Annotated in this window: 21 protein-coding genes, 1 tRNA gene and 1 pseudogene; 6 read left to right on the top strand and 17 right to left on the bottom strand. The window is 67.5% G+C overall.

Annotation, left to right across the window (positions count from 1 at the left end; all coding sequences use genetic code 11):
* Positions 1-547: 547 nt before the first annotated feature.
* A complete protein-coding gene (locus G6N51_RS02430) occupies positions 548-910 on the bottom strand; it encodes a DUF1490 family protein (protein ID WP_083173899.1) in 363 nt (120 codons plus the stop codon).
* A gap of 71 nt (positions 911-981) precedes the next feature.
* Positions 982-1,923: an ABC transporter ATP-binding protein gene (locus G6N51_RS02425; protein ID WP_232078163.1), complete on the bottom strand. Its 942-nt coding sequence runs from the start codon at positions 1,921-1,923 to the stop codon at positions 982-984.
* Between the two features lie 171 nt (positions 1,924-2,094).
* Between G6N51_RS02425 and G6N51_RS29595 the strand changes: the two are divergent.
* Positions 2,095-2,230, top strand: a pseudogene (locus tag G6N51_RS29595) (FHA domain-containing protein); the annotation flags it as partial.
* 139 nt (positions 2,231-2,369) lie between these two features.
* Here G6N51_RS29595 and G6N51_RS02415 read toward each other — a convergent pair.
* On the bottom strand, positions 2,370-3,098 hold the full coding sequence (locus G6N51_RS02415) for an LmeA family phospholipid-binding protein (RefSeq protein ID WP_083173897.1): 729 nt from the start codon (positions 3,096-3,098) through the stop codon (positions 2,370-2,372).
* Positions 3,099-4,090: 992 nt separating this feature from the next.
* On the opposite strand from G6N51_RS02415, the gene G6N51_RS29525 reads away from it, so the two are divergent.
* Positions 4,091-6,961 (top strand): ATP-binding cassette domain-containing protein, encoded by a 2,871-nt coding sequence (locus tag G6N51_RS29525; protein WP_142275129.1) that lies wholly within the window; start codon positions 4,091-4,093, stop codon positions 6,959-6,961.
* A 106-nt stretch (positions 6,962-7,067) separates the two neighbouring features.
* Here the strand turns inward: G6N51_RS29525 and G6N51_RS29350 are convergent, their stop codons facing one another.
* Complete coding sequence (locus G6N51_RS29350) at positions 7,068-7,196, bottom strand: hypothetical protein (protein ID WP_264055152.1); 129 nt, start codon at positions 7,194-7,196, stop codon at positions 7,068-7,070.
* A 732-nt stretch (positions 7,197-7,928) separates the two neighbouring features.
* On the opposite strand from G6N51_RS29350, the gene G6N51_RS02405 reads away from it, so the two are divergent.
* The 3 genes from G6N51_RS02405 to G6N51_RS02395 all read left to right on the top strand — a co-directional run bounded on the left by G6N51_RS02405 (position 7,929) and on the right by G6N51_RS02395 (position 10,757).
* A complete protein-coding gene (locus G6N51_RS02405) occupies positions 7,929-9,182 on the top strand; it encodes a cytochrome P450 (protein ID WP_083173869.1) in 1,254 nt (417 codons plus the stop codon).
* A complete protein-coding gene (locus G6N51_RS02400; RefSeq protein WP_083173868.1) occupies positions 9,175-9,846 on the top strand; it encodes a TetR/AcrR family transcriptional regulator in 672 nt (223 codons plus the stop codon). Before G6N51_RS02405 ends, G6N51_RS02400 begins: the two co-directional genes overlap by 8 nt.
* Positions 9,847-9,947: 101 nt before the next feature.
* Positions 9,948-10,757 carry an SDR family NAD(P)-dependent oxidoreductase gene (locus tag G6N51_RS02395; RefSeq protein ID WP_232078511.1) on the top strand — a complete coding sequence of 270 codons (810 nt, stop codon included), beginning with the start codon at positions 9,948-9,950 and terminating at the stop codon, positions 10,755-10,757.
* A gap of 323 nt (positions 10,758-11,080) precedes the next feature.
* On the opposite strand, the gene G6N51_RS02390 is transcribed toward G6N51_RS02395, so the two are convergent.
* From G6N51_RS02390 to G6N51_RS02345, 10 genes are all read right to left on the bottom strand, one after another.
* A tRNA-Pro gene (locus G6N51_RS02390) sits at positions 11,081-11,157 on the bottom strand.
* 60 nt (positions 11,158-11,217) lie between these two features.
* Complete coding sequence (locus G6N51_RS02385; RefSeq protein WP_083173866.1) at positions 11,218-11,976, bottom strand: IclR family transcriptional regulator; 759 nt, start codon at positions 11,974-11,976, stop codon at positions 11,218-11,220.
* Entirely contained in the window at positions 11,976-12,806 is an 831-nt protein-coding gene (locus G6N51_RS02380; RefSeq protein WP_083173895.1) for a cyclase family protein, read from the bottom strand. The genes G6N51_RS02385 and G6N51_RS02380 overlap by 1 nt, the downstream gene beginning before the upstream one ends.
* A gap of 11 nt (positions 12,807-12,817) precedes the next feature.
* Positions 12,818-13,615, bottom strand: coding sequence for an SDR family NAD(P)-dependent oxidoreductase (locus tag G6N51_RS02375; RefSeq protein WP_083173865.1), 798 nt, complete (start codon positions 13,613-13,615; stop codon positions 12,818-12,820).
* Between the two features lie 193 nt (positions 13,616-13,808).
* Positions 13,809-15,209, bottom strand: coding sequence for a ribosome biogenesis GTPase Der (gene der / locus G6N51_RS02370; protein WP_083173864.1), 1,401 nt, complete (start codon positions 15,207-15,209; stop codon positions 13,809-13,811).
* A complete protein-coding gene (cmk, locus tag G6N51_RS02365; protein WP_142275128.1) occupies positions 15,206-15,889 on the bottom strand; it encodes a (d)CMP kinase in 684 nt (227 codons plus the stop codon). The genes der and cmk overlap by 4 nt, the downstream gene beginning before the upstream one ends.
* The gene (locus tag G6N51_RS02360) at positions 15,886-16,629 is read right to left on the bottom strand and encodes a pseudouridine synthase (protein ID WP_083173863.1); all 744 of its coding nucleotides are present in this window, start codon (positions 16,627-16,629) and stop codon (positions 15,886-15,888) included. Before G6N51_RS02360 ends, cmk begins: the two co-directional genes overlap by 4 nt.
* Entirely contained in the window at positions 16,629-17,324 is a 696-nt protein-coding gene (gene scpB / locus G6N51_RS02355) for an SMC-Scp complex subunit ScpB (protein WP_083173862.1), read from the bottom strand. The genes G6N51_RS02360 and scpB overlap by 1 nt, the downstream gene beginning before the upstream one ends.
* Positions 17,325-18,140, bottom strand: coding sequence for a segregation/condensation protein A (locus G6N51_RS02350; RefSeq protein ID WP_083173861.1), 816 nt, complete (start codon positions 18,138-18,140; stop codon positions 17,325-17,327). It abuts the gene before it with no gap.
* Positions 18,137-19,000: a ParA family protein gene (locus G6N51_RS02345; protein WP_083173860.1), complete on the bottom strand. Its 864-nt coding sequence runs from the start codon at positions 18,998-19,000 to the stop codon at positions 18,137-18,139. Before G6N51_RS02345 ends, G6N51_RS02350 begins: the two co-directional genes overlap by 4 nt.
* A gap of 194 nt (positions 19,001-19,194) precedes the next feature.
* On the opposite strand from G6N51_RS02345, the gene G6N51_RS02340 reads away from it, so the two are divergent.
* Entirely contained in the window at positions 19,195-19,947 is a 753-nt protein-coding gene (locus G6N51_RS02340) for an O-methyltransferase (RefSeq protein WP_083173859.1), read from the top strand.
* 13 nt (positions 19,948-19,960) lie between these two features.
* Here the strand turns inward: G6N51_RS02340 and xerD are convergent, their stop codons facing one another.
* Genes xerD through G6N51_RS02325 form a run of 3 tightly spaced genes read right to left on the bottom strand, consistent with a single transcriptional unit; the run spans position 19,961 to position 23,266 of the window.
* Entirely contained in the window at positions 19,961-20,902 is a 942-nt protein-coding gene (xerD, locus tag G6N51_RS02335; RefSeq protein WP_083173858.1) for a site-specific tyrosine recombinase XerD, read from the bottom strand.
* On the bottom strand, positions 20,899-21,522 hold the full coding sequence (locus G6N51_RS02330) for an NUDIX domain-containing protein (RefSeq protein ID WP_083173857.1): 624 nt from the start codon (positions 21,520-21,522) through the stop codon (positions 20,899-20,901). The genes xerD and G6N51_RS02330 overlap by 4 nt, the downstream gene beginning before the upstream one ends.
* Positions 21,515-23,266 carry a CTP synthase gene (locus tag G6N51_RS02325; protein WP_083173856.1) on the bottom strand — a complete coding sequence of 584 codons (1,752 nt, stop codon included), beginning with the start codon at positions 23,264-23,266 and terminating at the stop codon, positions 21,515-21,517. Before G6N51_RS02325 ends, G6N51_RS02330 begins: the two co-directional genes overlap by 8 nt.
* Between the last annotated feature and the right edge of the window lie 4 nt (positions 23,267-23,270).

The following is a 23,270-nucleotide window of genomic DNA, read 5'->3' as shown; positions in this document are numbered from 1 at the left end:
ACGGAAAACCAAGACCGTTGTCGAGCCAACTACGAGAAGACCCAACGGCCAACCCAGGCGCGCCCACGGCCATGAACTCCTTAGCCCGTCCTGCGTCGGATGGGCCGCCACCGGCGGCTCGAGGTGACAGCCGAAACGATCCAGCGCCTTGCGCAGCCTCTCGATCTCCGGAGCAACATCTGGCCCGTCGCCGCGCGAACGCAACAGAGATCGCGCCATCCCGCGGATGACTTTCTCCACCACGCCGGCGTTGCCGACGGCAGTCGAGTGGCGGACACGTGCGGGCACCGACGCGGCGGGGACGTGCTCCCCGTCGGCGATCGCCGTCAAGACGGCGTCGGTGTCGCAGTGCTCGGGCGAATACCAGATCACCACGGATCCCGTTCGCGGATAGGCGCGCACCGCACGCACGCCGGTCAGGTTGGCAACCGTCTCCTCGATCGCGAGGGCCCGGCCCGCATCGAAGCGAAACCCGTTGGCCTGCACACGCATCCGTCCCGCTGCAGCCGATACGACGGTGAGTTTGGGGCTCAGTGTGACGCCCACGTCAGCGCTTGGCACCTCTAGCCTTGGGGGCAGCCTTGGGGACCGCTTTGGGGACCGCCTTGGGGACAGCCTTACGGGCCGGGACGTCTGCGGAGTTCGCCGGCGGCGGTTGGACTTCCTCCCCCGCGCGCTCTACCGCCTCGGCGACCACGTCGGCGACCGCCAGTCGGGCCCGCTCGGTACCTTCCTCGGCCCTGCGCTCGGCGTCGCGCGCAACGCGCAGCGCCCAGGCCGTAGCGGAAACGGATGCCTCCCGCAACGGAGCCTTCGCAACCGCTTTGCGAAGCGCCTCATATGCGGCAACCCCCACCACGCCGGTCACTACAGTCGGCGCCGCCTTTACTAAAAGTCCATGCCACATAATCGCGGGCACTCCCTTCGCATCGTTCTTCCCATCATCGTCATGTCACAGCCCGGACGCCACATCTAACGCAGTCATGCCGTGTCGTCCGCGACGAGATGGCCGTGCTCAAGGAGCAAGACTCGCTCGGCGACACTTCCGATCAAACCGTGGTCGTGGCTGACGAGCACCACAGTGCCGCCCGTGCTCACATGCTCGCGGACCAGTGCGCCAATGACGGTGGCCGTGGGGCCGTCGAGCGCTGAGGTCGGCTCATCTAGTAGCAAGATCTCCGGTTCGACGGCCAACGACCGGGCCAGACACAATCGTTGCGCCTCGCCCCCGGATAACTCGGCGGTAGTGCGGGTAGCGAATCGTGGCGCCAGCCCCACCCGCGCAAGCAACTCGGCCGCTCGGTCGTCGGGAAGGTCGGGGCGGCCGACACGGATCTCGTCGAGTACCCGGTCGGCAAGCAATACTGGGGCCTGCGCTACCAGAGCGACGCGCCGTCGCAGTGCCAGCACGTCCAGCTCGGCAATGGGCACACCGTCGAGCAAGACGCGCCCGGCCGTGGGTTCGGTGAGCCGGTTCAGTAGCCGCAGCATCGTCGTTTTTCCGGCGCCGCTCGCACCCATCACCGCGGTGCAGCGGCCAGCCGGAATACACGCATTGATCCGCGCAAGGAGGGTGGCCGGTCCGCGAGTCACAGCGACTTCGTCGAGACGGAAGCCATGCACTCTAGGAACGCTACCGGGGGTCCGCAGCCCCGAATGAGTCCATGCACCGGGCGGCCGCGCCAATCTCGCCGTGTCGGCCGTCGCAGGGCCGGTCCCTATCGGCATTTGCTGCACGTTGTCCCACACCTCGATCGCGCCGGCCCTCACATCGCTCATGTAGCCAGCCTGGCCCTTGACCGCTGTGGGGATGCTGAGAGTGGAGCAGTCGCGGCAGCCAGAAACGATTCGACCGCATGAATCCGGTTGGGTCGTGGTCACCATGATCGAGCCCACGGATGTCGTGGTATCGCGATACTCCACCTACCGGCGTGCTCTTTCGCTCGCTTCGAGGTCGGTGTAAAGCCAATCGCGTGGCCCATTCCGATGTCTTGGGACGCCACACTGTCAACCCTCGGTACCCGGCTACAGCCGCGGTCAGCAGGGCTTCAGCGAAAGCTTCGATATGACCTGGTTTTCCGAGACCAGCGCGTATCACGCGCGCATGCGGTGCTCGTGTCCTCGGCCGGCGTCGAAATCCGCGACATCAACAGTCACAACGGCACATTCATCAACGGCGCACGCATCGGCCGAGCACTTCTGCACAACGGGGACTTCGTCAAAATCGGAACCACCGAATTTGCGGTGGCGTTCAGCGGCAATATCCGCCTCGCGAGGGAGGCTCTCGCGATTCTGCAAGCCGGGCGCATCGAGCACCACCCGTCATGGGCAGTCGGCTGCGCGCTGCGCTCGACGCGCTTAGCGCGGAATCAGACTCCGCTGAAGCAGTCCTGACCGGTCTGCGACGACGATGATGACGACGCCGGGATGGTCGCGTTAGTGGTGGAAAACGTAGCCTCCACACCCGTCTCCGTGACCTTGACGTTGTCGGCGTGAATGCCCAGCGGATAGTTCTGGGTCGCTTTGGACGTCAGATTATCCAGATTCGTCTGCACCTTGTCCGTCGACATCTTGGAGCCCAGCGCGGTCAAGTTGACCACCTGAAGTGACAGCCCGTTGTTGACGATCTGCGGCTTGACGTTGGCGCTGTCAAGGAGGCCCTTCAACTGGATGGTTCCGTCGCTGGGGTTGGTGGTGACTTTGCTCGTCACGAAACTGCCCAGCACCGGGATGGCGTCTTGGATCGATTCCTTGATGCCGTCGGAGGACCAGGTGATGGTGCCGTTGAGCGCGCCGATGGTGCCCTTCGAGTTGTTGGTGTCGCTCAGGCGGAGGTCCTTGATGTCGATGTTGACTTTCATACCCTTGACGCTGCGCACCTGATTGCCGGCAGTCTGCACAGAGATGTCGGGATACTGGCCACTGAAGTACTGCCAGAGCATCGGCGGCATGGGCGCAAACGACACCGTGGCGCTGTCTTGCACCTCGCACGCCACCGCGCTTGCCACCTTGCTGCCGACCACGTGGCGGAGCAACAGCTCGGCACCGACCACGGCGGCCAGGATCACCACCAGCACGACGGCCAGGACAAGAGCCATCGACCGCCGGGTGCCGAACAAGCGGCGTCGGCTTCGGGCCGACTCCTCGCTCCGCGGCGGCTGAGCGGTTAGCCGAGTGGTGGCCTGCTCGGGCTGTCTTGGTGGCGGGCCGGACTGATGCTGCCGCGGGGCCGGCGGATACACCGGCGGAGTCGGTGGGCGGCCGGGCGGCTGTGGTCGATTCGGTGAGGGCGCTGGTCGGTATGGCCGACCGGCCTGAGGAATGTGTCGGGTCGGAGATCCCGATGGGGGTGCGGGCTGGGGCCCTGGCGGTACCGATCCCCTACTGCGGCCAGGCGGCCCGGAGGGGCGATTCCATCCCGGGGAATCGCCGCGCGAGGGCCCCTGCGGAGTCGTCATTAGCGCCATTGTGCCTTGCCAACCTGGACACGTCTGCGACAGACGTGGCATTGATCGAATATTGGCACCGGGTTTGCGCGTCGAAGGCCAGCTGGCGCAACGGTTTGCGAGGCATCTCGTGGAGTCGAGCGTCGTGACCGAGTCCTTATGCCCGTTTTCGTGCGTCGATGGCTATCGGACGATGGTCGGACCCGCAGTCTGCACACCACACTCGCAGCCCGAATTTTTGTCCGTCAGCCGATCCGGACAGCGACGACGGCAACGCGGTATTGCTGGTTGGCAGTGCCCAATATTTACTCTCAATTTGAGATTGTGAATTGCATCCTTTGGCTCAGGCAACGAAACAAGCAGTCGCGCAGGGTCTTTCGCAAGCAAACCAACTCACCCCTTCACCGCATTACGGGCATATTAGTTAGATTGGGGTCGAGTCGTGATCTGGCCCCAGCCGATGTTCGGGTCGGCTCGGCGACGTCCTGTTGCCGGGTCGATCATCGCGCGCGGTGAGGCGACGCGGGCCCCATCGGCTGTTTGCGTTGAGGGTGATCGATGAAAGCAATCCGGACAGCGAAGCGCGCTTTGTGAGCGGCCGCATTGTCGGTGGGGCGGTGCGCCGAGACTGGCATAATCGGGACGTGACGTTGCCCGGTGCGGCGATCCCGCCGGAACGGGCTCGATCGCTAGGACCCAGCGAACTGGCGCAGGCATCGGTGATGGGCGCTCTGTGCGCCGCGATCGCGATTATTGCGGTAGTCCTCCCGCACCTTGGGGCAATGGGACTGCTGGGCGCGATACCGATAGCGCTGCTGGCCTATCGCTACCGGATCCGCGTGGTGATCACCGCGACGTTCGCCGCCGGTGTGATCGGGTTCCTGGTAGTTGGTATCAGCGGCTTAGGGGCGGTCGTGCTCTGTGCCTACGTAGGTGGGCTGGCTGGAATCGTGAAACGCCGTGGCCGCGGCACGCCGAGTGTGGTCGCGGGGTCCTTTGGCGCCGGTATTTTGGTCGGTGCCGCGGTGGTCATCGCGCTGACCGTCCTGACGCGGCTGCGGCTGCTGGTGTTCCAGACGATCACCGCCGCAGTCGACGGAATCGTAACGGTCATGGCGCGGGCGGACAGCCTGCAGGGGGCCGCACAGGGGCTCAAGCGGTTCTTCGCCGATGCACTGGGTTACTGGCAATGGCTCGTCCTCGGGTACGCCGTCGTCGCGATCATGGGTGTCTCGGTGATCGGCTGGTGGGCGCTGTCGCGGGTGCTGACGCGGCTGCGCGGCGTTCCCGATGTGCACAAATTGGACGCGCCGGTGGACATCGGCCCGATCCAGCCCGTCCCCGTGCGGCTGGACAAGGTGCGCCTCCGCTACCCGCATACCGATCACGACGCGCTGCGCGCGGTGAGCCTGGACGTGGGAGCCGGCGAGCATATCGCGGTGACCGGCGCCAACGGCTCGGGGAAAACCACGCTGATGCTGATACTTGCCGGCCGCGAACCGACCTCGGGCACTGTCGAACGCCCCGGCGCGGTGGGCCTCGGTCGGCGTGGCGGCACCGCCGTCATCATGCAGCACCCGGAAAGCCAGGTACTGGGCACGCGCATCGCCGACGACGTGGTCTGGGGACTACCGCCCGACGGAACCACCGATATCGACCGATTGCTCCGCGAGGTCGGGCTGGCGGGCCTCGCCGAACGCGACACCGGCCTCCTGTCAGGCGGTGAACTGCAGCGCCTGGCCGTGGCCGCGGCGCTGGCCCGGGAACCGGCTCTGCTCATCGCGGATGAGGTCACCAGCATGGTCGACCAGCAAGGCCGAGACGCACTACTGGCTGTGCTCTCGGGTTTGACCGAGCGTCATCAAACCGCCCTGGTGCACATCACCCACTACACCAACGAAGCCGATTTCGCCGAGCGCACGATCAACCTCAGCGGGTCGCTGGATAACACGGCGATGATCGAGACGGCGCCCGCGCCCGCGCCGACGGTTGCGGTGGGCCACAAATCCCACCTGCCGGTGCTCGAACTCGCAGGTGTCGGTCACGAATACGGCAGTGGCAGCCCCTGGGCGAAGACCGCGCTGCGCGGCATCAGCTTCGTGGTGCATGAGGGCGACGGGCTGCTGATCCATGGTGGCAACGGCTCCGGCAAGTCGACGCTGGCCTGGATCATGGCCGGATTGACGGTACCGACCAGCGGCACCTGTCTGCTTGATAACGGCCCCGTCTCTGGGCAGGTCGGCGCGGTCGCGCTTCAGTTCCAGGCGGCCCGGCTGCAGTTGCTGCGCAGCCGTGTCGACCTGGAAGTAGCCTCGGCAGCGGGCTTTTCGCCCGACGACCATGCCCGGGTGACCGCGGCGCTGGCCGTCGTGGGGCTGGACGCGGCGCTGGCGAAGCGGCGCATCGACCAACTCAGCGGCGGCCAAATGCGTCGCGTGGTCCTGGCCGGATTGCTGGCGCGGTCACCGCGGGTATTGATCCTCGACGAGCCATTGGCAGGGCTGGACGCCGCCAGCCAGCGCGGTCTTGTGCGACTGCTTGCGGATCGGCGCCGTGACACCGGTCTGACCCTGGTGGTCATCTCGCATGACTTCGCCGGGCTGGAGGAGCTGTGCCCGCGCACCCTGCACCTGCGCGACGGTCAGCTGGAACCGGCGGCCCGGGCGAACGACGTGACCGCGACCTCGCCGGCCAGACACCCGACCCGCCGCCCGCGTCGCCCCGTTGTGCTGCTTCGGCCGGTCCCCGGACGCTCCGCCATCCACCGGCTGTGGGCCGGCACCAAACTGCTTGTCGTTTTTGGCCTTTCGGCATTGTTGACGCTCTTCCCGGAATGGCCGGCGATCGGGCTGGTGGCCGCGCTGGTTCTGGCCGGAGCGGGGATGGCACATATCCCCCGAGGTGTGCTGCCGTCAGCGCCACGCTGGCTTCCGATCCTGCTGGCCATCGTCGGTATCACCGCGACATTGGCCGGCGGTCGTCCGCAAATCCACATCGGTACGGTCTGGCTCGGCCTCGGCGGCCTGTTGGACTTCCTGCGCTTCACCGCGCTGTCGGTCGTGCTGCTCGGTCTGAGTGCGCTGGTTTCGTGGACCACAAATGTCGCCGAAATCGCGCCCGCGGTGGCCCGTCTGGGTCGCCCACTGCGACCGTTGCGGATCCCCGTCGACGACTGCGCGGTCGCGTTGGCGCTCGCGCTGCGCACCTTCCCGATGCTCATCGACGAATTCCGGGTGCTCTACGCCGCCCGCCGGTTGCGGCCCAAGCAGGCAGTGCGGACCCGCGGGGCCCAGCTCAGGCGCATGACCGCACACGTGATCGACCTGATCGTCGCGCTCGTCACCGTGACACTGCGGCGCGCGGACGAGATGGGCGACGCGATCACCGCTCGCGGCGGCGCTGGTCAGATCTCGGCGACCCCATCGCGGCCGAAAGTTGCTGACTGGATTGCACTCTCGATCGTGTCGGCGGTATGCGCGGCCGCCGTCGCGGCAGAGCTGGTGTTGGGCGGCTGATCCGGATCGCTCGCAACCGCACCGATGCCGGCCGCTATGCCACCGGTTTCGGCAGGGTGGTGCTCAGCGGTGCCCTGTCCATCGTCGACGGCGCGTCCGACTGCGTCTAGTTCCAGCCGCGACCACTGGTGCAGGCCACTGTCATCTGGCGGCCCATGCCGTGGGTGATGGCGATTCCTGCGACGACGGACTCAAGAAGTTCCTCGACCTCGGCGGGGTCACCGAGCGCCGTCATCGACAGCAGCAGAACTCGAAAGGTCGGGTTTCAGATGGAGGCCCGGCCCAGCGGCGAGGAGCTGAAAATGTTCGCTTAACTCATCGATCCGTTCGGTGTCCGCATCGAAATCGTCGACCGTGCATTATTTTCCAAATGGGCTGACTTCCGAGAGATGATGAAAGCTCCGACACATTGACGATGGCTTGACTCGGTGGGCGAGGTTGTCCGGGCAAGTTTTAGGATCACAGTTCGAGTCCGTAGTCGGCACCGCGGTGTTGGCGTGGGCGAATGGCCCGCTGCTCCGCTTCTTCCATACCGCGTTCGTATACTTGCCGTTCAGTCTTCCAGGCTTGATGACTCTCGCTGCGATGTTGGAAGGCGTTCGCGCGCAAGGCAAGCAGGTCGCGAACGCGGTCGGGTAGCGCCTCGTCAACGGCATGTCGTGCGTAGTCGTGGGCGGTGATGGCGGGTTCGTCGTTCGCCAGGATGGCCCGGAGCCCCAGCCCGCCATTCGCGCGCGCTGCAGATCAGAGCTTGCACACGAAGCCGTTGCAGCGGCGTCGATGTAGTGGTTGATCGACCGACGCAGACGTCAGGCGACAATCCGTATGACCACGGCAGGCAGCACGTATGCTTAACTGCGAGGATACTGTCATACGTTGACGTGCTAAGAGTTATGGTCATACACTTTGGGTGCAGTTGTCCGTGCCTTTAGCCCGCCGGGGCATCAATGGAATGTGAGATATCGCGATGAACGTACGTAGCGCCGCTCCCAACGTCTTCGAAGCTGGCCTGCCCACGTTCAGCTACGACTTCACCGCCACTCCGCAGGACATCCTCGAAGACGTGCGCACTGCGCAATCGTGTGCGCCCATCGCCATCGGCCCCCTCGGTCCGGAAATACTGTCCTACGGTCTGGCGCGGGATCTGCTGCGCGACAGCAGATTCAGGCTGCCACCCGGCCTCACCCTGGCAGCGCAGGGCGTCACCTCAGGCCCGCTATACGACAAGCTGATGAGCAGCCTTCTGGGTCTCGATGGCCCGCCACATACTCGCTTACGCAAACTGGTGTCCAGGGCGTTCACTCCGCGCGCGACATCACCTTTACAGGACACGATTCATGAGGTGGTGAACGCACTGATCGATCAAGTAGTAGAGCTCGGTCGTTGCGACGTCGTGACCGACATCGCGAGGCCCTATCCCACCCCGATCATGTGTGCGCTGATCGGTGCGCCTCGGGGAGACTGGCATCTTTTCGCACAGTGGACCGACGAAATCTTCAAGGCTTTCAACATTCAGCCCGACGCCAACTTCGATGAAGCCGCGATCATGCGGTCGTGGAGCGAACTGGACGCCTACGTCGATGACATGGTCGCCGCACGCCGGAGCCACCTGACTGATGATCTGCTGTCTGAGCTCATTCGCGCCGAAAGCGAGGGCGACCGGCTCAATCTCGATGAACTGCGCATGCTGGTGGCCGGCTTCCTGATGGCGGGGACGGACACCACCCGACACCAACTGGCCGCCTCGGTGCAGGTGCTGTGCGAGCATCCGGATCAATGGGCGAAGCTGGGCAACCAGCCAGAGCTTGCGATGCAGGCGGTCGAGGAGAGCATGCGGCACTCGCCGGCAGTCTGTGTCGCGGTGCGAGCCGCTACCGAGGATGCCGAATTTGGTGGGTACACGTTCCCGGCGGGCACCTTGGTAGTCGTGAACACCTTTGCGGCCAACCGTGATCCAGCAATTTATGAGAATGCAGATCGGTTCGACATCGCGCGCAAGGACGTGCCCGCGATTCTGACTTTCGGTGGTGGCGCGCACTACTGCCTAGGGGCGAACCTCGCACGCCGGGAATTGGCGGAAGCACTCACAATCCTCACCCGACGTCTCACCGCACCCCACCGCATCGCTCCTGCGCCGTGGAAATCTCTGCTCGGTATGACCGGCCCGACGACACTTGAGATCGAGTTCGACAGCGAAATGCTTGTGGCAGCGGATGCGTAGTCGCGGCTGGGCGGGTGTCACTCCCGCCTCGGACGAGGAGGCAATCGCGCGCATTCTGGATGCGGTAGACGACGTGATCGCTGAACACGGGTCGTCGATACGGCTGGCCGACGTCGCCCGAAGGCTCGGAGTCACTCGTCAGACGGTATATCGGTACTTTCCCAACGCCGACGCGCTGCTCATCGCCAGCGCGATGCGCGCGGTCAACGGTTTCATCGACCAAGTTGTAGACCACGTCAGCGGCCTCAATGACCCGGTCACTGCGATCGTCGAAATAATTTCGTTCGCAGTTGAAAACCTTACCGGCGATCCACAGTTGGAGAGCTTGCTTACCCAGACCCCTGAGGGCGAAGCTGCCGTCTCGCTCACCTCCGACACAGCGATCATTTTCTGCTTGTCGGCCTTCCACCGCCTCGATGTCGATTGGAAGCTTCACGGCTTCGACACCACCGCGCTCAATGAGCTTGCCGAAATGACCTTGCGCACAGTGCATTCTCTCCTGACCGATCCCGGGCAGCGGCAGCGCGACGGAATCGCACTGCGCGGCTTTGTTGCGCGATGGCTGGGTCCGGCGATCCTTTATCCACGGATGACGTCGTTGCCGGTCCACGAACGGCACGCATCATCGGACGAGCACATCGAGCCGGACAGGTGCGCTGAATAGTGAACTTCGGACGAGAGGCCGCCGACGGTGCACTATCTGACGGACAGGCTTGCAATCACCCTGCAAGGGCGAGCGATTATCCTTCGTCAAGGGCATCGAGCCTGTCGGGGAAGGTTGCGTTCGTTACCGGCGGGGCGTCCGGCATTGGCGCCGCGTTGGCGACCAAGTTGGTCGATGGGGGCGCCGAGGTCTGGATCGCCGATCGTCAGATCGGCCCCGCGCAGGACCTGGCGCAACGCCTCAACAGGGGTGGCACAAAGGCACACGCGATTGAGCTGGATGTGCGCAGCTATCCATCGTTTGAGCGTGCCGTCGCCGAGGCGGTAGGGCAATCCGGGCGGATCGACTACCTGTTTAACAACGCAGGCATTTTGGTCGACCGTGAGGTCGACTCGTACACGCTCGATGACTGGAACGACGTGTTCGATGTGAACCTGCGCGGTGTGGTGCACGGCATCCAGGCGGTTTATCCGATCATGATCGGGCAGCACTCCGGCCACATCGTGAACACAGCCTCGATCGCCGGTCTCGCCACCGGCGCAGCGCCGGCCAGCTACACCGCCACCAAGCACGCCGTTGTCGGGATCTCCAAGTCGTTGCGCATCGAGGCCGAGCGCCACGGCGTGCAGGTTTCGGTGCTTTGTCCTGGCATGGTCTCGACTCCGATGGTGCTAACGGAGAGACATCGGGGGATGGCACCAGGACCAATAGAACGCTTTCTAGAAACTTCAAAACCCGAACGGTTCGCCGAGCGCGCCCTTCTTGCCGTGTTGCGGGGAGACGCCATCATTGTGTTGCCGACGTGGTGGAAGGCATTCTGGTACCTGGAGCGGTTCTCGCCCGTGTTGTCGATGCTCGTCGCAAAAGCCATGCTTAAGCAAAAACGTCGGATGCAGTCCACCGCCGCCTGATCTGCTGTCTTATGGCTAGGCACACCGGGTTCTAAAACTCGCGTGGGCCGGTACGGTGGGTAATTTTGCCGCAGGGCATGCAGCCATACGTTTCGGCTAGCCACGTTTCGGGCAAAGTCGAAGGTAATTGTCCGCTACGTTCCGGGTACGCAACCGCGCCAGGTTTGCCGGTGCCGATGACTAGACAGCGGGCCGCGCGGCATCGGGTGGACAGCCGCCGGAGTGCTGGTAAGTGCTGGCTGATGCTGGCGAAGCAGCGCACAGAGATCGCACGACTAAGCGGCTAGACCCACCAGAAATGTGCTTTGAACAGGCAATTCATGTGGTCGGGCTGACAGGATTTGAACCTGCGACCACTTGACCCCCAGTCAAGTGCGCTACCAAACTGCGCCACAGCCCGGATGCCGCCCACATCGGCGGCAGCAGGTCGAAAGCCTACCGCAGACGACCCGCCACCTTCCTAATCGACCTTCCCCAACGCGGCGGCCACCCTGTCGACCCAGTCCAACAGGGCCGCCGCGAGTTCGGATTCACGGCCGTAGAACCGCTGCGCCGGGACGGGAACGCTCACCGCCGCCTCCTGCCCGGTCACGCCCTTGAGCACCGCGCCCACCGCGCAGATGCCCTCGGTCTGCTCCTCGCGGTCGTAGGCGACGCCCTCGGTGCGGACACGGTCGAGCTCCTTGCGCAGCGCCGCCGGGCTGGTGATGGTGTTCGCGGTGAGCCGCGCCAGTCGGGTCGGCAGCCGCTCGGGCGGCAGGCCGGCCAGCAGCGCCTTGCCGTTGGCGCAGCAGTGCAGGGGGAACGACTCGCCCACCGCGCTGATCGCCCGCAGCCGGTGCGGCGAGACCACCTGGTCGACGAACGTCGCGCGGTCCCCGTCCAGGATCGACAGGTCGACCGTCTCCCCCAGCTGCCGCGACAGTTCCTCCATGAACGGGTGCACGTCCATGACGACGCCGAGGCGCACGGTACCGGCCATCCGCGCGATCTCGGGGCCCAGCCGGTACCCGCCGCGGCCCCCGCGCGAGGCGACCAGCCCCTCGTCGTCCAGTGCGTTGAGGATCCGGCTGACCGTGGAGCGCGCCATGCCCAACCGGTCGCCGATCTCGGCCTGGCTGAGCCCGCCCGGGTGCGCCTGCAGCAGCCGCAGCATCTCCGCGGCACGCGCGATGACCTGAATCCCGCTGCCGCGCACGTCTTCTGCGGCGACGCCCATCACGCCGCCCGTCCCGTCTCGATGCGGTAATTTCCGGTGGGGTCGACGATCGCCACCAGCCGCACGATGCAGCCGTCGCCGCCCACCCAGCGCCACGGGAACGCCGCGAAGGTGACCCGCTTGCCGGTGACCTGGTCCAGGTCGCCGCCGACGTTCTCGAAGCCGTAAATGCCCTTCGACAGGATCGCCCGGTGGCAGGGCTCCCATTCGGGAAAGTCGTCGAGCACCCGGCGGCGGGTCTCCTCCTCGTATTCCCTTACCGCCCACGGCAATAGCCCACCGGTATGTTCGGCCGGGCCGTGCGGGCCGATGGAGGTGGCCAGCGGGTGGTCCAGCGCCTGGGTGTCGGTGCCGACGGCCTTCACCCCCTTGGCGGCGAACCACTCGCCGGCCTCCTTATAGAAGCCCGGCGAGTAGGCGTAGTACTCGGCGCTGTCGGCGTACCTGTGGTGCCAGCCGGTGTTGACGACGACGATGTCGCCGGGCCGGATCTCCGGCGTCGCGTTCTCCAGGTCCTCGGCGGTGACCACTCCCCACTTCTCCTTGGGAATCGACACCACGACGCCGGTGCCGAAGAAGGCGCTCAGCGGGATCTCGTGCAGGAAGGGCGTGCCCTCGACGACGTGCGCGGGTGCGTCGATGTGGGTGCCGGAATGCATGACGGTAGTGATCTTTTGGGTGAGCACCCGGCTCCGGGCCATGTTGTGCAGCCGCTCGATCTTGACGTCCTCGAAATACGGCCAGGCCGGCACGCCGTGACCCCACGGATGCGACAGGTCGTAGAACTCCAATTTTGATTCCGCCTCGCCGAGCGGCCAGTTGATGCTCATGTCGGTTCCCTTCAGCACGCCGTGTATCCGCCGTCCAGGTACATCACCTGACCGGTGTAGAAACTCGATGCGTCGCTGAGCAAGTAGATCAGCGCGCCGACGAAGTCCTCCGGCTCGGCGAAGCGCCGCAACGGGATTCGGGCGAACATCGCTTCGCGAGTGGCGCGGCCCTTCTCGTCGTCGGCGTACATCCACGCCGTCAGCTCCGAGCGGAAAACCGTTGGAGCGAGCGCGTTTACCCGAATGCCGGCCGGGCCCCATTCGGCCGCCAGGCTTTTGGCCAGCAGGTCGGTCGCGCCCTTCGACGGGCAGTAGGCGCTGTAGCCGGCGGGATGGCCGAGGGAGCCCCGAACCGACGAGACCAGCACGACGCTGCCGCCACTCCCCTGGTCGAGCAGGACCCGGCCGGCCGCCTGGCAGACCAGCCAGGCGCCGCGCGCGTTGGCGTCCATCACCCGGTCGAAGTCCTCGACGGCCATCTCGGTGATCGGCGCGACGTGGTTCATGCCCGAGGCCACCAGGACGCCGTCGAGCCGGCCATGCCGGACGACCGCCGCCTCCACCATGGCCCGGGCGTCGGCCGGGGTGTCGGGGCGGCGGGCTACCACCGCCGCGTCGTCGATACCGAGGCCGTCCAGGCCCGCGGCGTTGCCGCCGGCCAGCGTGAGCCGCGCTCCCGCGTCGGCCAGCGCCCGGGCGGCGACGCTGCCCAGCGCGCCGGTCGCCCCGGTGACCAAGATCGACTTGCCCTCGACGCTGAAGCGCGCGGCGGCGGGCGCCTCCTGTACGACTCTCATGACACTCTCCATATCCCGCTATACGGGTCCAAATGCCCGGTATATGAGAACAGTACGAAGCATGCGCCGCCAACGTCAACGCCATGATCCTGTGATATAGCTTTCATATCCCGTATCGCGGGATAAAGAGACGAGTGATATCGCCGGCGCTATCAAATTCCGGAGTCGTCGATTGGTCCGGAAAAGCCACCCGGGGAACCAGCGCTCAGCGCCGCTTGGCTCCCCGCTTCTCGCGCACCCGCACGTTGATCCGGATCGGCGAACCCTCGAACCCGAACGTCTCCCGCAGCCGCCGCTCCAGGAATCGCCGGTAGCCGGCCTCCAGGAAACCCGTGGTGAACAGCACGAACGTCGGCGGGCGGGCGGTGGCCTGGGTGGCGAACAGGATGCGCGGCTGCTTGCCGCCGCGCACCGGCGGCGGCGTCGCGGCCACCACCTCTTTCAGCCAGGCGTTCAGCGGGCCCGTCGGGATGCGCATGTCCCAGGACGCCAGCGCCGTCTCCATCGCCGGCACCAGCTTCTGCACGGCCCGGCCCGTCCGGGCGGAGATGTTGACCCGTTGCGCCCACCGCAGTTGCACCAGCTCGCGGTCGATTTCGCGCTCAAGCAGCTCGCGCCGGTCCTCGTCGACCAGGTCCCACTTGTTGAAGGCCAGTACCAGCGCCCGGCCGGCCTCGATGACCATGGACAGCACCCGCTGGTCCTGTTCGGTGAGCGGTTGCGAGGCGTCGATCAGCACCACCACCACCTCGGCCGAGTCGATCGCCGAGTGGGTGCGCACCGAGGCGTAGAACTCGTGCCCGCTGGCCTGGCCGACCTTGCGCCGCAGGCCCGCGGTGTCGACGAATCGCCATACCTTGCCGCCGAGTTCGATGAGCGAGTCCACCGGGTCCACGGTGGTCCCGGCGACGTCGTGCACCACCGAGCGCTCGTCCCCGGCCAGCTTGTTGAGCAGCGAACTCTTGCCCACATTCGGCTTGCCGACCAGCGCCACCCGTCGCGGGCCACCCGGCGCGGGTGCGGCTTCGGACACCTCCGGCAGCGCGGCCAGCACCTCGTCGAGCAGGTCGGCGACCCCGCGACCGTGGATCGCGCTGACGGCGTGCGGCTCGCCGAGCCCGAGCGACCACAACGCCGCCGCGTCCGCTTCGCCCTTTTCGCTGTCAACCTTGTTGGCGGCCAGGAAGATCGGCTTGCCCGACCGCAGCAGGATCCGGGCGGCGGCCTCGTCGGCCGCGGTGGCGCCGACGGTGGCGTCGACCACCAGGATCACCGCGTCGGCGGTCCGCATGGCCACCGACGCCTGCTCGGCCACCAGCTGCTGCAGGCCCTTGGCGTCGGGCTCCCACCCCCCGGTGTCCTGCACCACGAACCGGCGCCCCGTCCACAGCGCGTCGTAGGAGACCCGGTCGCGGGTCACGCCGGGAATGTCCTGCACGACGGCCTCGCGCCGGCCCAGGATCCGGTTGACCAGGGTCGACTTGCCGACGTTGGGCCGTCCGACGATCGCGACGACGGGCGCGGGGCCGGCCTCGGCCTGCTCGTCGAGCTCGGATTCGACCGCTTCCCAGTCGCTTTCGTCGGTCCAGGTGCCATCGGTTGTCACCGCACCGCCCCGCTTCGCTGCTCGACCAGTTCCAGCAGGTGGTCGATCACCTGCTCCTCGGTCATCTCGCTGGTGTCGACCACCACCGCGTCGGCGGCGGCGCGCAGCGGCGACACCGCGCGGGTGGAGTCCAGGTGATCGCGCCGCACCACGTCGGCCAGCACCGCGTCGTAGTCGTCGGCCAGCCCGGTCGCGATGTTCTGGTCGTTGCGGCGCCGCGCGCGGGTTTCGGCCGACGCGGTGAGGAAGATCTTCACGGGGGCGTCGGGCAGGACGACGGTGCCGATGTCGCGGCCCTCCACGACGACGCTGCCGGGCCCGTCGGCCATCTCGCGCTGCAGCCCGACCAGGCGGGCGCGCACGGCGGGCACCGACGACACGGCCGAGACCGCGCGGGTCACCTCGTCGCCGCGGATCTCGGCCGAAACATCCTCTCCGGCAAGGAAATAGCGGTCACCGTCGGCGTCGTAGTCCACCGACAGCTGCGCCGCCGACCCGATGCGCGCGACGGCCTCGTCGTCCGTCGGGTCGATGCCCGCGCGCAGCACCGCCAGCGTCACCATCCGGTACATCGCCCCGGTGTCCAGGTAGCGCGCGCCCAGCGCGCGCGCCAAACCCCGTGACACCGAAGACTTTCCGGTCCCGGCCGGCCCGTCGATGGCCACCACCACACGATTCACAGGCCAACCGCCTGGTAGAGCTGCCCGACCTCGCCGTGGCTCAGCGCCCGGAAGGTGCCCGGCCGCTGCTTGCCCAGCGACACGGGACCGATGTCGGTGCGCACCAGCGACTCCACCGGGAAGCCGGCGGCGCCCAGCAGCCGGCGCACGATGCGGTTGCGCCCCTCGTGCAACACGACCCGCACCAGCGTCTTGCCGGGAATCGCGTCCACCACGGCGAATTCGTCGACGCGGGCCGGGCCGTCGTCCAGTTCGATTCCCGCCTTCAGCCTCTTGCCCACCCCCCGCGGCACGGACCCCGTCACCGTGGCCAGGTACGTCTTGGGCACCTCGTGGGAGGGATGCATCAACCGGTGCGCAAGCTCGCCGTCGTTGGTCAGCAGGATCAGCCCTTCGGTGTCGGCGTCCAGCCGCCCGACGTGAAAGAGGTTCTTGTTGCCGCGCACCTTGCGCTCCACCAGGTCGCCAATGCACGGGCGGCCCCGGTCGTCCGACATGGTGGAGTGCATGCCCCGCGGCTTGTTCAGCGCCAGGTACACCAGCGACTCGTCGAGGACCACCCGGGCGCCGTCCACCCGGATCACCGACGCATCGGGGTCCACCCGGGTGCCCAACTCGGTCACCACCTGCCCGTCGACCTCGACGCGGCCGTCGATGATCAACTTCTCGGCGGCGCGCCGCGACGCAATCCCGGCCTGGGACAACACCTTTTGCAGCCGGATCCCCTCGGTCTCGACCATCAATCGTGGTCCACGTCGAAGCTCAGTGCCTGCTCGGACGGCTGGCCGCCCGAGAGCTTGATGAAACGCGGCTCGCTGTCCAGGGATTCGCTCAAGTCCTCGATGGTGTCGACGTCGGGAAGCAACGGGGCGATGTCGGGCAGGTCGGCCAGCGACGTCAGCCCCAACCGCTCCAGGAACAGGTCGGTGGTCGCGAATGTCACTGCGCCCGTGTCGTCGTCCACCCCGGCCTCGGTGATCAGGCCGCGCGCCAACAGCGTGCGCATGACGGCGTCGACGTTGACACCGCGGACCGCGCTGACCCGCGCGCGGGTCACCGGCTGGCGGTAGGCCACCACGGCCAGGGTCTCCAGCGCGGCGCGGGTCAGCTTGGACCGCGCGCCGTCCAGCAGCAGTTTCTCCACATACGGCGCGAACCGTGCCCGGGTGTACATCCGCCAGCCCTCGCTGGTCTGGCGCAGGTCGATGCCGCTGTCGCGTTCGGTGAGCTCGTCGGCCATCTGCTGCAGCCGGGCGGCGACCCGGTAGACGGGTTGCTGCGTGGCCGCGCCCAGCGCCTCGGCGGTGACCGGGGTGTCGACCACCAGCAGCAGCGCCTCCAGCACGGAGCCGAGTTCCTCGGCGTCCATGGGTGCCGCCTCGGCGATGTCCGGGATGCCGACGTCCAGATCGACGTCGGGCTCCGATTCACTCATCTATTCGTCCCGCACTTCTAGCAAGGCTTCGTTGGCCGGACGTTCCCCGGTCCATGAAATCTGGAGCACGCCGAGCGGCTCCGACTGGTCGAATGCTACCGCCCGGCTCCGATACAGCTCGAGCAGCGCCAGGAAGCGCCCGACGACCTCCAGCGGCGCCTCGCAGTCGGAGACCAGCTCGGAGAACGTGGCCCATTCGCCGCTGCCGCGGGACTCGAGGATCGCCAGCAGCTTCTTGGCCTGTTCGGGCACCGAGACCGCCACCTCGTGCAGGTGCCCGATGGACACCGTCGGCACCGGCCGCGGGCTGAACGCGATCGCGGCGATCTGGGCGAACCGGTCGGCGTCGACGCCCAGCATCACCTCCGGCAGCAGCTCGGTGAACCGGTCCTCCAGCGACACCGCGCGCGGGTAGCTGCGCAGCGCGGTGGCCTCCAGCTCGGCGAACATCTCCGCGACGTGCTTGAACGCGCGGTACTGCAGCAGCCGGGCGAACAGCAGGTCGCGCACCTCGAGCAGCGCCAGGTCCTCCTCGTCGTCGATCTGCCCGGCCGGCAGCAGCCGGGCGGCCTTGAGATCGAGCAGCGTCGCGGCGACCACCAGGAACGCGGTGGTCTCCTCCAGGTCCAGCTGCGAGCCGATCTCGCGGGTGTAGGCGATGAAGTCGTCGGTGACCTGGTGCAGCGCCACCTCGGTGACGTCGAGCCGGTGGGCGAAGATCAGCTGCAGCAGCAGATCGAACGGACCCTCGAAGTTGGTCAGGCGAACTTGAAAACCGCTCTTGGCTGGCGCCTCACCGTTTGCGCTGGGCGTCACGCGCCGAATCGGTCGATGAACTCGCGGGCCAGGGCGCGGTAGGCGATGGCGCCCGTCGACTTCGGGGCCCACGTGGTGATCGGTTCGCCGGCCACGCTGGTCTCCGGGAAGCGGACGGTCCGGGTGATCACGGTGTCGAACACCAGGTCGCCGAACCGCTCGACCACGCGGGCCATCACCTCGCGCGCGTTCACGGTGCGCGGGTCGTAGCGGGTGAGCAGGATGCCGCTGATCTCCAGCTTCGGGTTGAGCCGGTCGCGCACCTTGTCGACGGTGTCGGTCAGCAGCGCGAGGCCACGCAGCGAGAAGAACTCGCATTCGGTGGGGATCACCACGCCGTCGGCGCAGGCCAGCCCGTTGACCGTGAGCAGGCCGAGCGACGGCTGGCAGTCGATCAGCACGTAGTCGTAGCGGTCCAGCACCGGATGCAGCGCCCGGCCCAGGGTCTGTTCGCGGCCCACCTCGTTGACCAGCTGGATCTCGGCGGCGGACAGGTCGATGTTGCTGGGCACCAGGTCCATGTACTTGACCCGGGTCTGCAGCAGCACGTCGTCGATGGACACCCGCGGCTCGACCAGCACGTTGTGGATGGTCTTCTCCAGCTCGTAGTGCGGGACGCCGAGCCCGGCGGACAGCGCGCCCTGCGGGTCCATGTCCACCAGCAGCACCCGCCGGCCGTATTCGGCGAGCGCGGCGCCCAGGTTGATGGTCGACGTGGTCTTCCCGACGCCGCCCTTCTGGTTGCACATCGCGACGACCTTCGCCGGGCCGTGCGACGTGCGCGGCTGCGGTTCCGGGATCGCCCGCGGCGGCCGCCCGGTCAGGCCGAGCTCGACGCCGCTATCCGGCTGCTCGGTCATGGCGGGGGTGTTCGGGAGGTGAACATCGACCGAAAGTCTAACGGGTTCGCGCGCGGAAGCCGGGCGACCCGCAGGCAATTTACCAGCCAATATGGGCGGAAATCGCTTGTCGCAGCAAGTTTTCGCACGCCCCGTCACACCAGCCACATCCGCACCACCGGGGCAGCCCCCGGCCCGGCCTAAAGTGGTTTCCTATGGACCTCAAGCGACGGATTCCCCTGCTGCGATGGTCGGTCTGGCGGATGGCGACCGGGGCGCGCAACATCACCACGACGGGCCAGATCGGCGACGGACGCGAGGCCGCCGCGGTGGACTACGTCCTGCGCAACGCCAAGGCCGGCGACATCGACGACGTGCTGGCCACCATCGACGAATTCGCCTACGAGAAGTCGATGCTGATCAACGTCGGCGACGAGAAGGGCCAGATTCTCGACGCCGCGGTGCGCCGGGCCGATCCCGCCCTGGCACTCGAGCTGGGCACCTACGTCGGATACGGCGCGCTGCGCATCGCGCGGGCCGCCCCGAGCGCCAAGGTGTATTCGGTCGAACTCGCCGAGGCCAACGCCGCCAACGCCCGGCGGATCTGGGCCCACGCGGGCGTCGCCGACCGGGTGACCTGCGTCGTCGGCACCATCGGCGACGGCGGACGCACCCTGGACGCGCTGGCCGGCCGGCACGGGTTTGCCCCCGGTGCCCTCGACTTTCTCTTTCTCGACCACGACAAGGACGCCTACCTGGACGACCTGCGCAGCATCGTGGCGCGCGGCTGGCTGCGCCCGGGCGCGATCGTGGTCGCCGACAACGTCCGGGTGCCGGGCGCGCCGAAGTACCGCGAGTACATCCGACAGCAGCAGGGCAAGCAATGGAACACCGTCGAGCACAAGACGCACCTGGAATACCAGTCGCTGGTGTCCGACCTGGTCCTGGAATCCGAGTACCTGGGTTAGATACCGATCCCCACTACTGCGCGCGGGGATGGGCGCCGGCCCACACCTCACGCAGCGCGTGCACGGTGACCATCGTGTAGATCTGCGTCGTCGTCACCGAGGCGTGCCCCAGCAACTCCTGCACCACCCGCACGTCGGCGCCGCCCTCGAGCAGATGCGTCGCGAACGAGTGCCGCAGCATGTGCGGTGACACCCCCGACGTGATGCCGGCGCGCTCGGCGGCGTCCTGCAGCACTTGCCACGCGCTTTGCCGCGACAACCGCCCGCCGCGCACATTGAGGAAGATGGCCGGCGTCCCGCGGCCGCGGCGGGCCAGCTCCGGGCGGCCGCGCACCAGGTAGGCGTCCAGCGCCTGGACGGCCGGCCGCCCGATGGGCACCAGCCGCTGCTTGCCGCCCTTGCCGCGCAGCAGCACCGACCTGGCCCGGGTGTCGATGTCGTCGACGTCGAGGCCGACGGCCTCGGAGATGCGCGCCCCGGTGGAGTACAGGAGCTCCAGCAGCGCCCGGTTGCGCAGCGTGAGCGGCCCGTCGGACGCGCTGTCGCCACCCGCACCTTCCAGCAGCGCCAGCACCTGGTCGACGGTCAGGCTCTTGGGCAGCCGGCGCCCGGGTGTCGGCGGCCGGACCGCGCGCGCCACGTCCAGCTCGGCGAGCCCCTCGGCGGCGGCGAACCGGTGCAGGCCGCGCACCGCGATCAGCGCCCGCGCCGCCGACACCGCGGACAGCGCCGCGGTCCCCGAGTCGGGGTCGCCGCGGCGCAGCGCGACCAGGAACTCGCTGACGTCGTCCTCGCCGACCTTGGCCAGGTCGTGGATTCCCCGGTCCGCCAGGTGCTTGGTGTAGCGGCGCAGGTCGCGGCGATAGGAGCTCAGGGTGTTCGCCGCGACGCCCCGCTCGATGGTGAGGTGGTCCAGATAACCCTGCAGTTGGGTATCCAGGGCCGCCGTCGTCATTGCGCGGCCTTGCGGGCGGCGAACGCCGTCGGCTTGTCGGGCCACGGGCTGTCCACCGGGCGCGGCTCCGCGACGCCCGCGGTCACCGCGTGGGCGGCCAAAATCCCGGCAATGGCAATGGAATTCACGATCTCGCCGCTGAACACCATCCGGACCGCCTCGGCGACGGGAAACCAGCGCATGGTCATGTCGGCTTCCTCGTGGTGGGCCTCGGGCCGCGCCACCTCGGTCAGCTCGGTGGCCAGGTACACCCGCACCGACTCGTCGCTGAAGCCCGGCGCGGAGTTCAGGTCGACCAGCACCTGCCAGGTTCCGGCCCGCAGGCCGACCTCCTCGTGGAGCTCGCGGACCGCCGTCTCCTGCGCCGGCTCCCCCGCCACATCGAGCAAGCCGGCCGGCAGCTCCCACAGCCGCCGGCCGAACGCATGGCGGTATTGGTAGACCATCGCGATATCGTTGTCCTCGTTCAGCGCCACGATGGCGACGGCCCCGTAGTGCTCGACGACCTCACGAATCGCGGTGGCGCCGCCCGGCATCCGCACCTGGTCACTGCGCAGCGCGAAAATCTTTCCGGTGTACAGCGTTTCGGATGACGCCGTCTCGAAGTTGTGCTCAGCCACGGGTCGCGGGCTCGGGTAGCGACTGGGCGACGCCGTCCCGCTGCTGGTTGCCGTTCGAGGCGTGCTCGGGGATCTCCACCGGGAGCAGCTCGCCCGACTGGTAGTCGATGGCCGCCCCGACGAACGCGACGAACAGCGGGTGCGGCCGCGTGGGGCGGCTCTTGAGTTCCGGGTGGGCCTGGGTCCCGACGATGAACGGGTGCACCTCGGGCGGGTACTCGACGAACTCCACCAGATGCCCGTCGGGCGAGGTCCCGGAGAACCGCAGGCCGCTCTCGGCGATCTTGTCACGGTAGGCGTTGTTGACCTCGTAGCGGTGCCGGTGCCGCTCCGACACCTCGGTGGTGCCGTAGGCCTGGGCCACGACCGAATCCGGCTGCAGCACAGCGGGATACGCGCCCAGCCGCATGGTGCCGCCCAGGTCGGCCTGCCCGGTCACCGCGTCGACCTGGTCGGCCATCGTCGAGATGACGGGATGCGGTGTGTCGGGGTCGAATTCGGCCGAGTTGGCCTCGGTGAGCCCGGCCGAGCGCGCGGCCTCGATCACGATGCACTGCAGGCCGAGGCACAGGCCCAGCACCGGCAGCCCCCGCGACCGCGCATACCGGATGGCGCCGATCTTGCCCTCGATGCCGCGGATGCCGAAGCCGCCCGGGATCAGCACGCCGTGCACGTCGCCCAGCGCCGCCGCCGCGCCCGCCGCGGTCTCGCAGTCGTCGGAGGGCACCCATTGCATCTCCACTTTGGCCTGGTGCTTGAACCCGCCGGCGCGCAGCGCCTCGGTGACCGACAGGTAGGCGTCGGAGAGCTCAACATACTTGCCCACCAACGCGATTCGCACGGTCTCGTGCGGCTCGTGCACCCTGCGCAGCAGGTCGTCCCACTCGGTCCAGTCGACATCGCGGAACGGCAGGCTGAGCCGGCGCACCACGTAGGCGTCGAGTTCCTCACGGTGCAGCCGCTTGGGGATGTCGTAGATGGACGGCGCGTCCGGGGTGGAGATCACCCCGTCGATGTCGACGTCACACATCAGCGCGATCTTGTTCTTCAGCGCCTCGGGGACGTCCCGGTCGCAGCGCAGGACCAGCGCGTCCGGGGTGATACCGATGCTGCGCAGCGCGGCCACCGAGTGCTGGGTCGGCTTGGTCTTGAGTTCGCCCGACGGGGCCAGGTACGGCACCAGCGAGACGTGCAGGAAGAAGACGTTCTCCCGCCCCAGGTCGTGGCGGACCTGGCGCGCGGCCTCCAGGAACGGCTGCGACTCGATATCGCCGACCGTTCCGCCGATTTCGGTGATGACCACGTCGGGGCGGTTGCCGTGGGCGTCCGGCGCGGCCATCGCCGTGATCCGGCGCTTGATCTCGTCGGTGATGTGCGGGATCACCTGGACGGTGTCGCCGAGGTATTCGCCGCGCCGCTCCTTGGCGATGACGGTCGAATACACTTGCCCCGTCGTGACATTCGCCGAGCCGGAAAGGTCGCGATCCAGGAACCGTTCGTAGTGGCCGACGTCGAGGTCGGTCTCGGCGCCGTCCTCGGTGACGAACACCTCGCCGTGCTGGAACGGATTCATGGTGCCCGGGTCCACGTTGAGGTACGGGTCGAGCTTTTGCATGGTGACGTACAACCCGCGGGCAGTCAGCAGCTGACCGAGGCTGCTGGCGGTGAGGCCCTTGCCCAGCGAGGATGCGACGCCCCCGCTGACGAAGAGGTGCTTGGTGGCGGATTGCGGGTGCTTTCGCACAGGC

Origin of the sequence: Mycobacterium paraseoulense (assembly GCF_010731655.1) — a bacterium.
GTDB lineage: Bacteria > Actinomycetota > Actinomycetes > Mycobacteriales > Mycobacteriaceae > Mycobacterium > Mycobacterium paraseoulense.
This window is presented reverse-complemented; position numbering and strand designations above follow the sequence as displayed.